General features: G+C 55.4%; 23 protein-coding genes. 6 read left to right on the forward strand and 17 right to left on the reverse strand.

What is annotated here, in order from left to right; translation table 11 throughout:
* Positions 1-477, forward strand: coding sequence for a DUF488 domain-containing protein (locus AC3IX4_RS27640; protein ID WP_489258470.1), 477 nt, complete (start codon positions 1-3; stop codon positions 475-477).
* Here AC3IX4_RS27640 and AC3IX4_RS27645 read toward each other — a convergent pair.
* From AC3IX4_RS27645 to AC3IX4_RS27690, 10 genes are all read right to left on the reverse strand, one after another.
* Positions 434-1258 carry a DUF8758 domain-containing protein gene (locus AC3IX4_RS27645; protein WP_489258471.1) on the reverse strand — a complete coding sequence of 275 codons (825 nt, stop codon included), beginning with the start codon at positions 1256-1258 and terminating at the stop codon, positions 434-436. The two genes, AC3IX4_RS27640 and AC3IX4_RS27645, sit on opposite strands and share 44 nt — an antisense overlap.
* A gap of 35 nt (positions 1259-1293) precedes the next feature.
* Complete coding sequence (locus AC3IX4_RS27650) at positions 1294-1650, reverse strand: hypothetical protein (RefSeq protein WP_489258472.1); 357 nt, start codon at positions 1648-1650, stop codon at positions 1294-1296.
* A 261-nt stretch (positions 1651-1911) separates the two neighbouring features.
* Positions 1912-2106, reverse strand: a complete 195-nt coding sequence (locus tag AC3IX4_RS27655) for a transposase family protein (RefSeq protein ID WP_489258473.1) — start codon at positions 2104-2106, stop codon at positions 1912-1914.
* Complete coding sequence (gene tnpA / locus AC3IX4_RS27660; RefSeq protein ID WP_489258474.1) at positions 2103-2420, reverse strand: IS66-like element accessory protein TnpA; 318 nt, start codon at positions 2418-2420, stop codon at positions 2103-2105. The genes AC3IX4_RS27655 and tnpA overlap by 4 nt, the downstream gene beginning before the upstream one ends.
* 252 nt (positions 2421-2672) lie before the next feature.
* Positions 2673-3146: a helix-turn-helix domain-containing protein gene (locus AC3IX4_RS27665; RefSeq protein WP_489258475.1), complete on the reverse strand. Its 474-nt coding sequence runs from the start codon at positions 3144-3146 to the stop codon at positions 2673-2675.
* Positions 3147-3198: 52 nt separating this feature from the next.
* Positions 3199-3552 (reverse strand): type II toxin-antitoxin system HigB family toxin, encoded by a 354-nt coding sequence (locus tag AC3IX4_RS27670; RefSeq protein ID WP_204931141.1) that lies wholly within the window; start codon positions 3550-3552, stop codon positions 3199-3201.
* Positions 3553-4014: 462 nt separating this feature from the next.
* The gene (locus AC3IX4_RS27675; RefSeq protein ID WP_489258476.1) at positions 4015-4371 is read right to left on the reverse strand and encodes a hypothetical protein; all 357 of its coding nucleotides are present in this window, start codon (positions 4369-4371) and stop codon (positions 4015-4017) included.
* Positions 4337-4735, reverse strand: coding sequence for a carboxymuconolactone decarboxylase family protein (locus AC3IX4_RS27680; RefSeq protein ID WP_489258477.1), 399 nt, complete (start codon positions 4733-4735; stop codon positions 4337-4339). Before AC3IX4_RS27680 ends, AC3IX4_RS27675 begins: the two co-directional genes overlap by 35 nt.
* 332 nt (positions 4736-5067) lie before the next feature.
* Entirely contained in the window at positions 5068-5829 is a 762-nt protein-coding gene (locus AC3IX4_RS27685) for an NYN domain-containing protein (RefSeq protein ID WP_489258478.1), read from the reverse strand.
* Positions 5830-5936: 107 nt separating this feature from the next.
* Positions 5937-6128 (reverse strand): hypothetical protein, encoded by a 192-nt coding sequence (locus AC3IX4_RS27690; RefSeq protein WP_489258479.1) that lies wholly within the window; start codon positions 6126-6128, stop codon positions 5937-5939.
* A gap of 919 nt (positions 6129-7047) precedes the next feature.
* Here AC3IX4_RS27690 and AC3IX4_RS27695 point away from each other — a divergent pair.
* Together AC3IX4_RS27695 and AC3IX4_RS27700 are read left to right on the forward strand one after the other, a co-directional pair.
* The gene (locus AC3IX4_RS27695) at positions 7048-7413 is read left to right on the forward strand and encodes a hypothetical protein (protein ID WP_489258480.1); all 366 of its coding nucleotides are present in this window, start codon (positions 7048-7050) and stop codon (positions 7411-7413) included.
* Positions 7413-7661: a hypothetical protein gene (locus AC3IX4_RS27700; protein ID WP_489258481.1), complete on the forward strand. Its 249-nt coding sequence runs from the start codon at positions 7413-7415 to the stop codon at positions 7659-7661. Before AC3IX4_RS27695 ends, AC3IX4_RS27700 begins: the two co-directional genes overlap by 1 nt.
* 178 nt (positions 7662-7839) lie before the next feature.
* Here the strand turns inward: AC3IX4_RS27700 and AC3IX4_RS27705 are convergent, their stop codons facing one another.
* Together AC3IX4_RS27705 and AC3IX4_RS27710 are read right to left on the reverse strand one after the other, a co-directional pair.
* Complete coding sequence (locus AC3IX4_RS27705) at positions 7840-8079, reverse strand: CopG family ribbon-helix-helix protein (RefSeq protein WP_489261383.1); 240 nt, start codon at positions 8077-8079, stop codon at positions 7840-7842.
* A 48-nt stretch (positions 8080-8127) separates the two neighbouring features.
* Positions 8128-9275, reverse strand: a protein-coding gene (locus AC3IX4_RS27710; protein WP_489256774.1) for an IS3 family transposase whose coding sequence is annotated in 2 segments (ribosomal slippage) — positions 8128-9023 and positions 9023-9275 — 1149 coding nt in all. Because the reading frame shifts where the segments join, the coding sequence is not laid out codon by codon here.
* A gap of 397 nt (positions 9276-9672) precedes the next feature.
* Here AC3IX4_RS27710 and AC3IX4_RS27715 point away from each other — a divergent pair.
* Positions 9673-10119: a carboxypeptidase-like regulatory domain-containing protein gene (locus tag AC3IX4_RS27715; RefSeq protein ID WP_489258482.1), complete on the forward strand. Its 447-nt coding sequence runs from the start codon at positions 9673-9675 to the stop codon at positions 10117-10119.
* Between the two features lie 168 nt (positions 10120-10287).
* On the opposite strand, the gene AC3IX4_RS27720 is transcribed toward AC3IX4_RS27715, so the two are convergent.
* Positions 10288-11175: a LysR family transcriptional regulator gene (locus tag AC3IX4_RS27720; protein WP_489258483.1), complete on the reverse strand. Its 888-nt coding sequence runs from the start codon at positions 11173-11175 to the stop codon at positions 10288-10290.
* A gap of 142 nt (positions 11176-11317) precedes the next feature.
* Here AC3IX4_RS27720 and AC3IX4_RS27725 point away from each other — a divergent pair, with 142 nt between their 5' ends.
* Both AC3IX4_RS27725 and AC3IX4_RS27730 read left to right on the forward strand, forming a co-directional pair.
* Positions 11318-12196, forward strand: a complete 879-nt coding sequence (locus AC3IX4_RS27725) for a DMT family transporter (RefSeq protein ID WP_489258484.1) — start codon at positions 11318-11320, stop codon at positions 12194-12196.
* A gap of 312 nt (positions 12197-12508) precedes the next feature.
* On the forward strand, positions 12509-12820 hold the full coding sequence (locus tag AC3IX4_RS27730) for a DUF3077 domain-containing protein (protein ID WP_489258485.1): 312 nt from the start codon (positions 12509-12511) through the stop codon (positions 12818-12820).
* A 274-nt stretch (positions 12821-13094) separates the two neighbouring features.
* Here the strand turns inward: AC3IX4_RS27730 and AC3IX4_RS27735 are convergent, their stop codons facing one another.
* From AC3IX4_RS27735 to aguA, 4 genes are all read right to left on the reverse strand, one after another.
* A complete protein-coding gene (locus AC3IX4_RS27735; protein WP_489258486.1) occupies positions 13095-13379 on the reverse strand; it encodes a helix-turn-helix domain-containing protein in 285 nt (94 codons plus the stop codon).
* Positions 13372-13686, reverse strand: coding sequence for a transcriptional regulator (locus tag AC3IX4_RS27740; protein WP_489258487.1), 315 nt, complete (start codon positions 13684-13686; stop codon positions 13372-13374). Before AC3IX4_RS27740 ends, AC3IX4_RS27735 begins: the two co-directional genes overlap by 8 nt.
* 113 nt (positions 13687-13799) lie before the next feature.
* Positions 13800-15065: an OprD family porin gene (locus AC3IX4_RS27745; protein ID WP_489258488.1), complete on the reverse strand. Its 1266-nt coding sequence runs from the start codon at positions 15063-15065 to the stop codon at positions 13800-13802.
* 651 nt (positions 15066-15716) lie between these two features.
* Positions 15717-16814 (reverse strand): agmatine deiminase, encoded by a 1098-nt coding sequence (gene aguA / locus AC3IX4_RS27750; RefSeq protein ID WP_489258489.1) that lies wholly within the window; start codon positions 16812-16814, stop codon positions 15717-15719.
* Position 16815 lies beyond the last annotated feature (1 nt).

Below are 16815 nucleotides of genomic sequence, written 5' to 3' on the forward strand. Positions count from 1 at the left end.
ATGAACATTTTTACTGCCGGCTATGAAGGCCTCAGCATCGACGCATTTATTGCGCGACTCAAACAAGCCCAGATCGACAAAGTGCTCGACGTTCGGGAGTACCCCATTTCGCGCAAGCCCGGCTTTTCCAAAAAGGCCTTTGCCAAATGCCTGGAAGATGCGGGCATTGCGTACCAGCATAGTCGCCCGCTGGGCTGCCCCAAGCCTATCCGCGCTCGTTACAAGGTAGACGCTGATTGGACTACCTATTCGCGAGACTTCCGAGCGTACATTCGCACGCAATCCACCGTACTGAACGAGCTTGTGGTTGATGCGGCGCAACAGCGAGTCTGTATGGTCTGCTACGAAGCCGATGCCAGCTTTTGCCATCGCAGCCTGATTGCAGAAGCAGCACAGACACTGGACGCATCCATCACGCCTGCACATCTTCCGCTCAAAACAGAGGCATCTGCTGGTTCTCTCCCGGCTGTCGCTTAGGCGGATAGATCAGGCTAATAATCAGCCACTGCTCGGGAAAGCGATGGATCGTTCCCAGCAACAGCAGTAAGTCTTTCGACGGCAGCTCAGCCTCAAGCTTTCTTCGAAACGGCGCCTCCCAAGCATCAGGCCCGTGCTTTCGACGGACATTCCGGTAAAGCTGGCTCGCCTCCCAATCGACGATTTTATGGGTATAGGTTTTCACCTCCCCGTCGACTAGGCACTCATAGGTGTAATGAAAGTCGAAAGGCACCTTCTCAAGACGCTTGATGCTCGCCCGCTCCTGCACAGGATCAAAAAGGCTAGGTTGCAGCTGCAGCTGTTGCAGCTTCTCAAGCTCATCCGCCGTCCAATCTTCTGAGGTTGCTTTGCGAATGCGCAAAGAGGTGACGCGTTGCGGTCTCACAAGCCCCAAGGTGATATTGCTTTCAATCCTGGCCTGCTCCAAGTGATCGAAGCTGTCGTATATCACCAGCTTATCCAGCAACGCCCGCCGCTCTAGCCAATCACCGGCAGGCAACGTCTGGCCTAGCGCAATAGTGTCCACGCCCACCCGGTGGCTTTCGGGGCGCCGATCTGCAGGGCTTTTCTCGATCTGAGCCTCAATCCACTGCCATTTTGCAAACTGTTGATCGCCAGCAACCAACCGAAATGGGACAGGGTAAAGCCGAATCAGTTTCCCCTGCTGATCCATACCTGCCACACATGAAGTCTCGGCATATTTTGAACTGGGCGAGGGGTAGGTTTTACAGAGGACCAGTATTTTAGTTTTCTGTCTCATTGCTTCCAGCTCCTTTGGAATGCAGATTTGAATCCCTACTTTTCCAGTCCCTGACATAGACGATCATGCAGCGCTGCATTGCTCAGTCGACGATGCTCCTCCTGAACATACGCGCCGAGCTTAGCGGTTATAACCTGAGCAAGCCTGGAGGCTGTGCTTTCATCCAGAGATTTGACGGCCCCCGCCTCAGCCGATGCGCAGGCTACATTTTTTGATGGGATGCCCATTCCAACGAGCACACCATCAATGAACGCGGACAACAGGTCATACTTTCGAGACAAGATGCTGCTCTCGGGGGCTTCCTGATAATCCCAATGCACCTCAAACAACTTCCCGACCTTGATTACCTCGATAATCGGTAATGCCGCTACGCTGGCTGAATTCTTTCGCACGCAAAATATCCCCCAAAAATCTCTAAAAAACCGCCCCTACTCAAGCATCGATACAAGCCGCAACATTACCTTCGACCCTGCTCGCGTGGCGTAGGAGTAGAGCTTGCTCACGATCGACTGCAAAGCAGTCGTAAACCTGTATCCACACTCATAACTGACACAGCGCTCCTGAAACTTCCTCGCTGCTCAGAAATAGTCGCAATAACAGAGCCCATAATCGTAGCCATGAAACGACGCCCTTAAAGCGAAGCGAAATTCCATTTAACAAATCTCAGCGAGAATTTCCGCGGGGGGAAGCCGACTCAACGTAATGAACTTCATTTCCAGAACTACGCAAAAAGCGCAGTGCGGCTTCGCCGCACCGAATACTGCAATCACTCTGGCCAACGCTGTCTCGGTACCGGCGCGCATATCCATGGGCTCGGTGGCGAGCCAGATGGCGTCGATGCGAATCATTGCGTGAGTCCCTGGACAAAACGGGCGCAGCCGTCAGGATCGGAAGTCGGCCATTTCACTGTGATCGATTGCTCGCCAAGTGGCACTTCAATGGTCGCCAACGCTTCCGCCTGATTTTTAGGCGTAGCTTTCAACGGAACGAAAGCCGGCAACGTCGCGGGTAGCTGATCTCGATAAAGCGGTAGCCATCGGCGAACGACATTCGCATTGATGCCGTGCCTCATCGCAATAGCCGCCACAGAAGCGCCGGGCTGCACGCACTCATGGACGACTTGGGTTTTGAAGGATTTCGGGTAGGACTTACGTTGGCGCATGGCGATCCTGGCGTTAAGGGTAATTGCGTCCGCTTAAAAATACGCGGACACCATCGCCCTTAATGCTGGAGTTCGGAAGGTGTGTTCCCGGAACGCTTACAATTAAACTTTACCTAACCATTAAAAAAAGCCCCAAACCACATTTAGTGCGGAGGGGCTTTGGGTACACTGTTTTAAGTATTTCGAGCTAAGCTATTTTTGTGTTCACCAGAGAACGTCATTTCTTTATGTACAGAAAAATCAAACCTTTCTTTAGACTGCACCATGCAGAAAAAACTCAACCGGAACCTTAAAGAAATCAGCAAAGCCTTTTATTTGGGCAACAGTCATTTTTCTTTTGTTGTTTAGTATTTCAGAAACAGCACTTTGTGTTGCAATATCAGACAAATCTTTTTGTTTAACTCCCCTATCCGAAATCAGAAACGCGAGCGCTTCCGACTGGGAGGATTGAGGTATCAACACCGTTTCAGCTTCGTACTCATACACTCGATCAGCAACCAGCTCCGCAAAACGTGCTGCTGCGTGATCTTCACTATCCGCATGAGAGTAGAGTTCATCAATTAGCGCCATCCGTCCCTGCAAGTCATCATCATCTTCAATAGGATCATGACATGCAGATAACAACTTGGACATTGTGGCTATCTGATCACTCAGACCATCAAGCATTGGTGAAATATTAGCTATGAAGGAATCTAGTCCAGTGGCTTCGATCTTATCACGCTTCATCTTGTCACCTATAATTGCATTATACATAAATAGAGCCGATCTTCCTGATCAGCTACTTAACATCACTTCTGCACCACTTATCATATCCGGCGTGGGGCAGAATGTCCTTCATGTAAATGGTGCCGGTTCGCGTGTTGATCCACGCGATGATTCGACACTCATTTTTCTTGATATCAAAGACATAGATATCAAGAGGTCCTTTTTTGCTCGTGTGCCTCAGCTTTGAGTGAGGGATGCGATCAACGTTCCATCCTGAGGCGGTGACCCAAACGTCACGAATCTGCTCAAAGGACTCAAACCGAAGGGGCGGCCTGTCAAAGGTGGTCAGCCACAAGTTCAGTGGCTCTTTCCACTGGCTGTACGTTTCAATGGCTTGTGCAACCGCCGTCTTTGTTACCACTCGCATATTTTTGGTCTCCGGCGTCCTTACATACAACGAATGTTATCGCCGATCCAGATATCTGTCAAACAGATATCTGTGCGCCAGATAAATTCTTCTAGCGAGCTTAGGCGGCATCAACAGCAGCACCATGCCTAGGCCATGAAGGCGATCACTGGGATGATTTCTTGCGGAACTCGACCGGTTAGCAGGCGTACGAGGACCTTGAGGTAGTTTTAGAGGTAGAGTCGCACAGGTCTTTAAGTATTAATCAGCTAATTCAATAGCTTATGAAATCGTTCGACTCCTGGTGCCCTACGCAGTACCGAAAAAGGCTCACCGAAAGTTGGGCCTTTTTTGTTTCCATCATCTGCGCAGCCCATTCAATGACTTGCCCCCTCCATCCCGATTTTCCGTGGACGGAAGATCAGGAGGCGTCGTGATTTAGCTCAGATCAATCACTACGACTCTTTTGGCCCTATCCACTTCTCAGAGATCATTGCTCCCGGATGCCGCTCCCGCCCTGGGGCCTTCGCCGAGAAAGGGGGCGGTTTCAACTTCCAGCATCAGCAACACCATTTCCGTCAACTCGGCGTCGGACTTCTGTCCCGCATAGAGGTCATGGAGTGCTTTAGCGAAGGGAATGCGCAGGTCTTGGTTTTCTTCGCGGGCAGTATCGCTGTATTGCATTAGTTCGCCGATGGCTCGCAGCACAGCCGCTTGCCACCGAGCGGTGGTCCTCAGACCATCGCCGGTGATTGCAATCAGCTTATCCTTCGTCAGCTGGCGAAGGGCTGGTTCCCGCAACGGCTTAGGCGGCTTTGGACTGCGAGTGATCTTTGACATACTGGACGATACTCAGCGTTTCCTGCCGGAACTGCTCGTAGTCGATCTGCTGGGCGTTAATAAAGGTGCTGCCCATCATGGTCAACGCCCCCATAAAGCTGGCTTCGGATATTTCCTCGTCGCTCGCGCCAAACAAGCGCGCGGCTTCGGTATGGAACAGGGCGCAATACTTACAACGGGTCGCCCCGGACACCGCCAGACCTATCAACTCCTTGTACTTATTAGGAATCTTGGTATCCGCCAGCCAGAAGTCCCGGGCCACGCCCCAGAATCCGTTCGCTCCGCCTTCCGGCATCTGCTTAATCCACTCTGGTACCTGACCTAGGGCCTGTTCAATTTCTCGATAGGTATCTTGAATGGCCATTTGACACCTCCTGCCTCTGTAGAGACATCTGCTCTAGAGATACAAGTTTAGTTCGATGGCGGCCATGTTAGAGTCGGCAGCAGGACGACTCCAGCAATGAATGCTTAAACATCGTAGAAACAATAGGATGGATTTAGATTTTTTCGGAGCAATGACGTATCTCTAAGTACCTGGAGTTATCAAACTTGGCGGGGTGCGCTCCCGTAGGAGCCTTGCTAGCAAGCGGCGGTCGCCTGGCCGCCGAAATTCATGTGGGAGCGGTGGTCCGGCACTCCGGTTTATCCGCGAATAAATGCACCGCGGTTTATTCAGACATCACGCATCCTTAGCCCTTAGCCAACCTCCATTGCAATAACAGTTCCAGCCACTCGACGACGTACGTCTTTGACATACATCGAGGTCCCACCATTACGCATCTCAATCTCGAATAGCTCAGACGCCCGCATCAGATCTCCCAATGTTCGATACCCGTAGTTCACCGCCGAGAACGAGCTGTTATTACGGATAAACGAACCAACACGACTTAAGTCCGACCATCCAGTGTCATCCGTCGTTTGCTCCATGGCCGTCCTCAATAGGCGAACCAAATTGGTGTCGGCACGAAGTTCGTTCCTGCTGCGCTTGGACGAAGCCTGGCCCTCCTCGATGGCTTTTGGGTCCTGTCGGATAAGGTTTTCGGTGAAGATGAACTGGGAGCAAGCAGCAACAAAAGGCTTGGGTGTCTTCGTCTCGCCAAACCCATACACCGGTAAACCGCTTTCCAGCAGCCGAAGTACCAATGGCGTGAAGTCGCTATCACTGGTCATCAACGCAAAGGCATCCACGCTCTTGCTGTACAGCAGGTCCATGGCATCAATGATCATCGCTGAGTCGGTTGCATTCTTGCCTTTGGTATAAGCGAATTGCTGCATGGGGCGAATAGCAAAGGCGTGCAATTTATCCGCCCAACCAGAGAGATGAGCCGAGCTCCAGTTCCCGTGTGCGTGCCTGATATTGACCATTCCGAACTTGGCCAGCTCCTCCAGGACCCCGTCGATGGAGGTATGGCTGACGTTGTCGCAGTCGATCAGTAAAGCGATTCGCTTGGCTTCCATGGCTAAACTCCTTTTCAACAACACTGCACCCGTGGAGCGCCTGTCATCGCTCAACGATCACGAAAGCACAAATCTCTTACCCAAATAGCATCCGCTGCCAATGACCCTCACCCACGATCGCAATCGGTGTGCGCAACGTTAGTTTCCAGCCACTGCTTCAGAAAAACGGCTTCAGCAGTGTTAACGAGGTCGTCCGCTGCCAATCCAGCCGCCACACCGATCAAGGCGTCTGCTGCGCTACGGTCAATGCGGGCGCTGCGAAAGAATTTGCTGTGCTCGAATTCGCGGTGTAGATCCATTACTGGCTTTTCCTGATGATGGCGAATTGCTTGGCTAGGGGCTGCATGAACAAACCTAGCACTGGGTGGCGTAATTGCCTCGGAGGTTGGCGAAAAATTTGTGCTGTTTGCCGGTGCGCTCTGGGAAGAAATGGGCGCTCTTGGCGCTGCTGCAGCCCTTATCGAGCATGCCAATCGGAGTGACACAGCCCAAGGAATGGACTGCAGCTGGCTGCTGGCATGCCCCAGTCATCGCATCACTCCTTCACCCGACTCCGCATGCCCCTGCTCGTTACAATTCCACATCGGCAGGACGTTGACGGTCTCATCCACCTACCTAAAATGCATGCCAACACACCCGCCAAGCCTAGGTTGACCCAGTCAGCAAGCTCAAATCGTGCGGTTTTTTTTGCCTGGAGAAAGCTACATGAGGCCCTTCGACCAGCCAGCCCTCAGCATAAAGCAGCAATTGGACCTGCTGAAGCACGAGGCCTTCAAGTCGCCAGCGACATCCGGACCATGCGTTTCGCCGAAGTGTAATGCTTGTTCGCCTGAGCCCTAGCCCCGCAGTGAACCTCGCTTCTGCTTGGTTTGCTCACGGTGCGGTACCCTCCAACTTGCGCCATTCCCTTAATGACCGTGCATTGAATTCAGGCTATAGGTCATCTAGCGAAATCTTAACCCGCTGTGGGGCAGCAATCCGCTCGCACACCGTCGCGAAACCTTGCATCTGCCCAGTGATCCAGATATCCAGGCCGCCTATACTGCCGCCCACAAACGAAAAAACCCGCCAAAAAGGCGGGTTTTTTACTTTCGTCTGTCCTCGGGGGGAGGCTTGCGCCCGCGTGTCCCGTGGCTAGTGAAAAAACTATATGGATATAAGTTTGCCATGTCAACGCACATAGCCCAGGTAGTCATGACCGCCCTCTCTCCAGCCCGAATGGCCACCTACGAAACAATTGCCGCTGCCGCCGGTCATGACGCCGAGGCAGCTTTGGCCCTCTACGCCTGGAACGCTCGGATCTGCGGCGCGCTACTCCCGCCCCTGCATATCTGCGAAGTCGTCGTGCGCAATGCAGTGGCGGATGCTCTCGAGTCCATCCACGGCCCTGACTGGCCGTGGAATCCAGGGTTTGAACGCAGCCTCCCTCGTCAAGCCGGGCCAGGTTGTAACGCTTTGAACGACCTTCAGGGAGTGCGAGGCAAAACTAAGAAGACTGGACAGGTGATTGCCGAGCTGAAGTTTGTTTTTGGGAAAAAATGTTCACCAGTCGGCATGACAACAGAATCTGGGGGGCGCAGTTGATGCGAGTGCTGCCAAATCTGGATACGAATAAAACCGTCGCACAGCATCGTAAGCAAATCTTCGACGACTTGAACAAGGTTCGGCTGCTGAGAAATCGAATTGCTCACTATGAGCCCATTTTTGCGCGAAATCTGCTCGATGACTTCCGAGTTATTCAGCAACTCGTTGAAGCTCGATGCGTCGTTTCTGCCCAGTGGATGCTGACGCAGCAACAAGCCTTAGCGGTGATCGGCGCGAAACCCTTTTAGGTCGTCATCTCCCTGATGCTGCAACCAGCAAGACAGACCGCACGGCCTTGATCGACGAGATCGACCAATTGGTGACCGAAATGACCTCCACGGCCCATGGCTGGAAATTGGGCTAGCTTGTCTACGCTGGCGAAGATCGCATCGGAGAGATCGTCAGCAGCCTTGGAGTTTTCAAGGGCTATGTAGTCCTGCTCCAGCGCCGGGCACGCATCGCCGCCACTTGTTCATCGGTGGCGAATTCACCTTGATCGGCCTCCTCTACCGCCAGTTCGATCTGTGCAGTCAGTGCCCTCTCGTGCTCGACGTAGTCACGAAGAACGTCCATCGCCAATTGACTCACGCTTTGGCCATTGGCCTGGGCCAGATCGGTGAGCGAGCTCGCAAGGACTTCCGGCAGATTCAGGGATATCCCGGTCATGGCAGCTGTAGTGGTCAAGTTTTTCCGGACACCTTAATCGGTGACTATTCAGGCTGCCTGGCGCTCGTACTGATTGGGTGAGACATACCCCAGTGTCGAGTGCAGGCGGCCTTCGTTGTAAAACCGCATGATGTAATCAGTAATGTCCTTGCTGGCCTCACCATGGTTGGCGTAATCCTTTCTCCAGACCCGTTCCATCTTCAGGTTCAGGAAGAAGCGTTCCATCACCGCATTGTCCCAGCAGTTTCCTTTTCGACTCATGCTGCAGAGCATCCCGTGGCGCTTCAACAGATCCTGATAAACGCTCCCTGCATACTGGCTGCCTCGGTCGGAGTGCATGATCAGGCCTGGCTCAGGTTGTCTTTGCGCAATAGCCAGTTGCAGGGCGCTGCACACCAACTCAGCACGCATATGAGGCGCCATGGACCATCCAACGATCTTGCGAGAGAACAAGTCCATGACTGTGGCCAGGTAAAGCCAGCCGCTACGTGTTCGGATGTAGGTAATATCCGCGACCCAGGCCTGATTGGCGCGCTCAGGATTGAACTGGCGATCAAGTAGATTCGCCGCTACTGGCAAGTCATGATTGCTGTCGGTGGTATGCACGAATTTGCGTTTCCAAATCGGTTGTAATCCCAGCTTTTTCATAAGTCCACGCACCTTGAAACGACCAATCGACGCGCCCTTGGCACGCATTGCCTCCAGCAAGCGTCGGCTGCCAAAGCAGCTTTCATTGCTCTCGAAGAGAGTCTTGAGCTGGAGCGAAGTCGGGCATACAACGTCTGGCTGCAGGCTTCGCTGATGGGCTTCGTAATAGCCTGAACGACTGATCCGCAACACCCGGCAAACACGCGCCACCGGATAGGCCTTACGTTGTAATTGGTGAACCACCTGATGGATCACTTCAATTCGCGGGCAAAGAAGGCCGTAGCTTTTTTTAAGATGTCGTTGTCCATTTTCAGCTCACGAACCTGCTGTTCAAGCTGGCGAATGCGTTGCTGTTCACTGGTCAACGGTTTGCCGATTCCAGGACCCCCCTGTAGCTCGGCCTTGTACTGCTCTACCCAACGTCGAACCGCCGTATCGCTCAGGTTCATGTCGATGCAGACCGAGTTCACACTCTGGCCTTGATCAACGATCAGCTTGCAGATATCTAGCTTGAAAGCGGCATCGAATTTTCTGTATTTCTTGGTCATAGGGGACTCCTCTAGGGGTAGTTTCACCCATTGAGGTGTCCGGAGCTATTAGACCAGCTCAAGCCTCGATAGTGAACGTTTGCTGGGCATCGTACACCGTCACTTGAATTAGCAGGTCGCGAACCCACTGACAGCCATAACTATCTATTTTTCGATTGAGTAGCGCCCCCAAAGACAGTCATTCTTTATTGGGACAAACCTCCTCAACCAACCAAACCAAGCAATCTTACAAACCAAGAGTTTCAAAATTAATCAATCTAAACACTACGATTAAACAGCGGTCTTATGAATATAAAAAAGGCGACAACCAAATAGTTTCAACACGAGGAGATTTATCCAAGAGCCATCTAGACGGCATCTCATTCGAAGAGTCCAGAAGGACTCGGGAGTGGTCCCAATGAAATCATTACAAATCCTCGCTCTCACCATTGGCCTCACCGGCCAACCTCTCGCCATCGCCAACGAAACCTGCAACAACATCCCAATCGACCCTGCCAGCGTGAAGGCCCAGCAGCAACAACAAAACGGAATCGCTTACATTTCCGGCGGTATCGGCATCGATGAATCGTGCGCTCTGCAACAGGTCAGCGGCTATAACCTGCACATGACCTTTTCCACCGGCCCGGACAGCAAGTATCTATCGGGGGTTTCGGTGGCCATTCAAAATACTCAAGGCAATGAACTACTGAGACTGGATGATGCGGGGCCTATTGTGTTGACCCAATTACCGGCCGGTAAGTATGTCGTTGTGGCTCAGCATAATGGACGGGAGATGCGCAATGAAGTTGATTTGAAAGGTGGAGGTGTTCGTACGCTTAATATTCATTGGAATGATGCAAGTTGAGGGGGGCATTGCAGTCGTGTTACAAACACAATAAAGCAGAGGATTCAATCTGTAGCCGCTGCCGCGAGGCTGCGATCGCCGGAATGACGGACCACCGCAAAGTGGGCGCGGGATTTTGAGATAAGCTCTGGCGCCCCTGACGGGCCGCATCGCAGCCTTCGGCAGCGGCTACAGGGTTTGTCGTTGGTTTGATCCAACACCCTCTGCGCGTAATAAAGCCACAAACGCATCCCTCGCCGGGTGCCGTTCGGACTGTTCATGCCAGTAAAACAAGTTATCCACACCCGTTAGCTCTGGAAACTCATAGCTCACCATCCCGCCGACATTGCGGTACTGCTCCCAGATGCCCTTGGGCACCAGCGCCACCCCTGCGCCTGCGCTGACGCAACCCACAATCGTGCCGTAGCTGCCAATGCTGACAATCGGCAGCACCAAGCCCTGGCGCGATAGCCATTGCTCCAGCGCGCCCCGATACGGGCAGCCCGGTGGCCACATGAAGATGGCTTTGCCTTGCAGGTCTGCGGCGCAGGTCAGTGGTTCCAGTGAGGTCGGGGCGATCAGCACCAGGTCTTCGCGGTACATGACCATTCGGCGCAGCTTTGGCCGCTCGACGTCGACCGCGACGATGACGCCATCGAGGCGGTGGTTGAGGGTGTCGTCGAGCAGTTGTGTCCAAGTGCCGGTGATCAGTTCCAGTGATACGTCTGGGTATTGCGCGTGGTACTTGGCCAGCAGGCGTGGCAGGCGGGAGGTGGCGCTGGATTCGATGGCGCCGATGCGCAGTGGGCCGCTGGGGGCGCTTTGGGGGGAGACGGCGCGCTTGGCTTCTTCGGCAAGGCCGAGCATTTTGGCGGCATAGCCGAGGAAGATTTCGCCAGCCGATGTCAGGCGCAAGCCGCGGCCTTGTCGGAAGAACAAGGGCATGCCCAGTTCGCTTTCGAGCGCGCGGATGCGGGCGGTGATGTTGGAGGGCACGCAGTGCAGTTTTTCGGCGGCGCGGGCGATGCTGCCGGTGTCGACGATGGCCTTGAGCATGCGCAGTTGGGACAGTTCCATAGCTCACCAAAAGTGAATGATTGGCTCAGTATTAGTCAGTTGTGGTGAGGTTTCCAGCTTCTGATACTGAAGGGGCGACGGGGCGTTTTCCCCGGTGATCAGGGGCGTGGAAGTGGATCGTTCATCAGCGAGCAGGCCGGGCTTGAAGACGGTCTTGGCGGCGGGGTTTGTGATTGGTTGCTGGGCGTATTCACCGATCGGGATTCGGATCGGGCTGCAGGGTTACGACGCGGGGCATCTGGCGTTGGTGAGGTTTTTGATCGCTTCGGCCTTTATGGCGGTGGTGGCGGTGTTTATGCGGATTTCCCTGCCGCGCGTTCGGGACCTGCCGCTGCTGGGGGTGCTGGGGTTCTTCGCGGTCAGCCTGCATCACATTTCGATCAATCACGGGCAGCAAGGGGTCAGCGTAGGGGCGGCGAGTGTGTTGGCGCAGTCGACGCCGCTGTTCACGACGATACTGGCGCATTTTGTGTTCAAGGATCGTGTGGGCCGTTGGCAGTGGGGCTGTGTGGGGTTGGGGCTTTTTGGCGCGGCGGTGGTGGTGATCGGCGGCAAGGGTTTTGGCGAGGTGGACCCGCATGGGCTGTTGATTCTGGTCGCGGCGCTGTCCTGGAGTGTGTATTTCATGCTGCAGCAGCGCCATGCGCATCGGTATGACGGGCTGACGATGGTTTGCTACACGATTTGGTCCGGTACGGTGTTGCTGTTGATTTACTTGCCAGGGTTGGCGGATCAGGTGTTGCAGGCACCGGCACGGGTGAACTGGGCGGTGTTGGTGCTGGGGATTTTTCCGAGTGCGCTGGCCTATCTGGGCTGGGCCTATGTGCTGGCACGGGTGGAGGTAAGCCGGGCTTCGGTGTCGCTGTATCTGGTGCCGCCCACGGCGATGTTGATGGCGTCGATGATCTTGGGCGAGCGGCCGGCGATGATGGTGATCGTGGGGGCGGTGATTGTGCTGATCAGCGTACTGGCGCTGAATTTTGAGCGGATTGTTCTTACGAGGTCGGTTGGGAATTCCTAGAGCGGTGGGCCTGTATTCGCTAACGGCGTTTGATGGGGAGGAAATACCCTACGAAATCTGTCTCCCTGCATGAACTGTTCGCATGGCTGGATGACCCGTAGGCTTTTCTGGTCGCTGACGTTTCAGCGATCGGGTGTGGTAGCCCGGGGTAAACCGTCTTGAACAGCACAGCTCCAGTAATGGCGGCTGTACGCGGGAGGACTTCGGTCCTGCCGGGTTTGGGGCGGTTCCCCGGTCTACCACTCCGCGTACAGCTGCCTCCCCCTCGCGTGGTAGCGAATGGATTCAGCTTCTATCAAGGAATCTCCCCCTATGAAGAAGATTGTTCCCGATCCACCGTTCAATTTCCCCAAAACCAAACTGACCCCCTTCGGAACCTGCGAAGCACCCCACGGCCCGATTTTCGCTGTGCTCAGCGGAGTCGACGCGCACGATGCGTTGGTACACGCCTCGCTGTATCTGAAATGCGCGATGAATACCGGTCGAGAAGCGGTGAGTTGTACGCCCGAAGAAGACCGGGGTATGGCCTGGTCGACCTTGCATCTGGCCGAAATGGCGAAGGCGTTGGTGGATGCTTTGTTGGAAGGTTTGGAGGATGAGATGGATAAAGCGACCTGTGGATAACTAAGCAATTCACCTGTTGATGAATTAATCCACAGCGGTTTCAGCCCATGTTTATAGGCATTCTGTGAATGTATGCACAGGGATAATCACAGGCTCAAACTAGTGCCTGACGTGACCAAGCATGGCCTGAACAGGGTTGTCAACAGATTGATCTGGTGTGGGTATCTTTGCTGCTCGCGATGGATGATGCGTCATTTCTGGAAAACGGCGGCGCGGCCATCGCGGGCAAGCCCAGCTCCTACCTGTCAGGCGTCTAGATATCCACAGCGCCCGCTCAAACTGACTGCAATTCGCGGAGTACTTCCGGATGCTGGCTTGCCACACGCAATAGCGTCCGCGCGGCACCTGTAGGGTGTCGCCGCCCCTGCTCCCAGTCTTGCAAGGTTCGTAAACTGACACCCAGAAGTTCGGCAAAGTCATTCTGGGACACGCCCACCTTAGCTCTTGCCTCAGCCGCTTCCGACAGCTTGACCGTGGTCACTCGAGCCGCCTTGCCATCTTTCATCTGTTGGATGGAAGCAAGGAGATCGTTTTGAAATTGGGTGAGCTCGTCACTCATTGTGGAGCGCCTCTTTAAGCTGCCTGAGGAAAGATGCGGGCAGGTTGTCAAATTTCGCCTTGGAGTAGGCAATAAGTAGCCAGGTGCAGCCGCTGGCAAACGTGTTGTAGTAGATCACACGCGTCCCACCCCGCTTGCCAGAACCCTCTCGGGCCCAGCGAACTTTTCGCAAGCCCCCACTGCCGGGGATCACATCGCCCACCAACGGGTCTGCTGCCAACCAGACAATAAACTCCTGGCGCTCGTTATCGCTCCAGATAGCGTCTGCAGAACGGCGAAAAGTTTCGGTTTCGATAATAGTGTACATGCGGCTGACTATACGGCAAGGCCGTATGTCAAAATGTAAGGGTGTATGAGGGGAAGTTTCACTTACGCAGCGGTGGAAAAACCAAGCTCTAAACGAGCCCGGCTTTAAATGCATCAGAACACGTTGATCGGGTACTCAACGAACACACGCAGTTCGTTACCGTCTTCGTTGTAGGCAGCAGCGTTGTTGGAGACGCGCAGGAAGGAGGTGCGAGCACGCAGGGTCAGGTCTTTGGCGACGCCGTTCTGCACCACGTATTGCAGTTGGGTGAAGATCTCGCGTTCCTTGCCTTCGCCCAGGCCGTGGGTGTTGATGTTGTCGCCGCGCACGTAGGCCAACTTGTAGGTCAGGCCTGGGGCGCCGAAGCTGCTGAAGTCCAGGCCGTAGCCCAGCTGCCAGGAGCGTTCGTCTTCGGCGTTGAAGTCCGACCAGTAGGAGTTCGCCAGGTAGATGGACGAGCCACCGTCGCCGATACCGCCCGCGTTCTGGTAGCCGCCGTACAGGTAGCCGGTTTCACCGCTGCTGCGCTGGTGCGCCAGGGTGAAGGAGTGCGCGCCGGTCACATAAGTCGCCGCCAGGCTCCAGATGGTGTTGTCGCGGTTGTTATCCACAGCGTACTGCTTGTCCAGCTCGGTCTTGTAGCCGTTGAAGTCCAAGGTCAGGGACTGTTCGTCGCTGATTGGCATCACGTAGTTCAAGCCCAGGTATTGCTTCTTCAGCACGTCTTCAACGTCGGAGGCATAGAGGGAGCCTGTGAAGTTGTCGGTGAAGCGGTAGCTGGCGCCGTACACGTCGATGGACTTCAGGCCACCGCTGTCACGGCCTTCGGCGCTCTTGCGCGATTCCTGGGTGAAATGACCGAGGTTCAGCTCCAGGCCCTTGATCTCTTTGGAGGTGATCAGGGTGCCGGTGAAGCTCTCGGGCAGCAGGCGGGTGTCGTCGTACTGCAGCACGGGCAAGGCTGGCATCTGGTCGCCGTACTTGAGCACGGTGTTGGAGACGCGCAGTTTCACCGCAGCGCCGCCCTTGCTCAAGTCGTTGGCCGCTTCGCCACTGTCGCCCTGCTTGAAGAAGTCGATGCCGCCAGCGCCGCTGCGGCCCTTGCCGCCGTCCAGGCGCAGTGCGTACAGGCCGAAGGCATCAACGCCGACGCCGACGGTGCCTTGGGTGAAACCGGACTCGAACGTGCCAATAACGCCCTGGCCCCACTCGGCGCGAGTCGGGCTGTGGTGGTAGTCACGGTTGATGTATGCGTTGCGCAGCAGCAGCTTCATGCTGCTGTCTTCAACAAAACCATTGGAAGCGGCTTGATCGTTCGCCATCGCCTGGGTAGCACTGATCATTCCCAGAGCGATCAGGCTGATCCTGGTGTTCAACATGTTGTTTTCCTTATTACGGGTTGATGACGCGCTGTGGCCCCGCGCACGGTGGAAGCGCACCGGGCGGGATCGACTCTTCTGGGTCAGAAATGAAAAAGCCCGCCTGCGCAGAGCGCAGCGGGCCTTTTTATTCTGAGCGTGGCTGATTGGCCACAGGCGTTGCGGCGGATCCTATCGTTGCCTATAGATAGGTGTCAATTTCGCGGAGGTTCGCCGGCTTTAGCCGCGATGAGCACGCCGCGGTTTGCCTGATACTCCGCGGTGCTTTCATCGCAGCCAAGGCTGGCTCCTACCCTGACGGCGGCGCGGCTTGCTGTAGGAGCCGGCTTTAGCCGCGATGAACACGCCGCGGTTTGCCTGATACTCCGCGGTGCTTTCATCGCAGCCAAGGCTGGCTCCTACCTAGACGGCGGCGCGGCTTGTTGTAGGAGCCGGCTTTAGCCGCGATGAACACGCCGCGGTTTGCCTGATACTCCGCGGTGCTTTCATCGCAGCCAAGCAGGCTGTGTGAAAACTCCGACAAAAGTCGACCCACTCAAAAAACGACCTCCTGTAATCGCGTACACGCGACGATCGACTAGTCGGGAGGGGGTCAAGTACCCCCTAAATCAACCAAATTTTGAGTTTTCACACAGCCTGCAAGGCTGGCTCCTACGGGGCCGGTTGTTGTTGGGTCAGGCAGTGGATGTTGCCGCCACCGAGCAGCAGTTCGCGACCTGGCACCATGACCACTTCATGCTGTGGGAACAGTTCCTGAAGCAGGGCTTTGGCGGGTGCATCCTGAGGGTCGTCGAAGCTCGGCGCGATGATGCCGCCATTGACGATCAAAAAGTTCACATAGGAGCCGGCCAGGCGTACCGAAGGGTGACGCTCCTGGGAGCCCTCCACCAGATCGACGCCCGCACATTCTTCCTCGGTCGCGTACAGCGGCCCGGGGATGGGCATTTTATGCACGACGAAGGCCCGGCCCTTGGCGTCGCGGCTGTTCTGCAGCACGTCGAGTGCCGCGTGGCAGCGCGAGTAGTTGGGGTTTTGCGGGTCATCTGTCCAGGCCAGCAACACTTCGCCAGGGCGCACGTAGCAGCAAAAGTTATCCACATGGCCGTCGGTTTCATCGTTGAACAAGCCATCCGGGAGCCAGATGATTTTATCCACAGCCAACTGATCGCTCAGCACTGCCTCAATCTGCTCGCGGGTCAGGTGCGGGTTGCGATTGTGGTTGAGCAGGCACTCTTCTGTGGTGATCAGGGTGCCTTCACCGTCCACGTGGATCGAGCCACCTTCGAGCACAAAACCTTCGGTGTAATAACGCGGGCAGCGCTCGATTTCGAGGATCTTGCTGGCCACCTGCTCGTCGCGGTTCCAGGGCGCATACAGCCCGCCCTCGAAACCACCCCAGGCATTGAAGTCCCAGTCCACACCACGAACCTCGCCCTGATCGTTGATGACGAAGGTCGGGCCGGTGTCACGGACCCAGGCGTCGTCGTTGCTCATTTCCACCACGCGAATGTTCGGCACATCCAGGCGGGCACGGGCGTTGTCGTACTGCCCGGCCGACACGGCCACGGTCACTGGTTCAAAGCGGGCGATGGCCTTGGCCAGGGCCACATGCGCCGCCTGCGCGGGCTTGCCGCCCAGGCGCCAGTTGTCTGGCCGCTCGGGCCAGATCATCCAGATCTGGGTTTGCGTGGCCCATTCGGCCGGCATATGGAAGCCGTCTGCGCGTGGCGTACTGGTCAAAGTGGTCATG

The sequence above is a fragment of the Pseudomonas sp. KH_021 genome, from assembly GCF_057838865.1.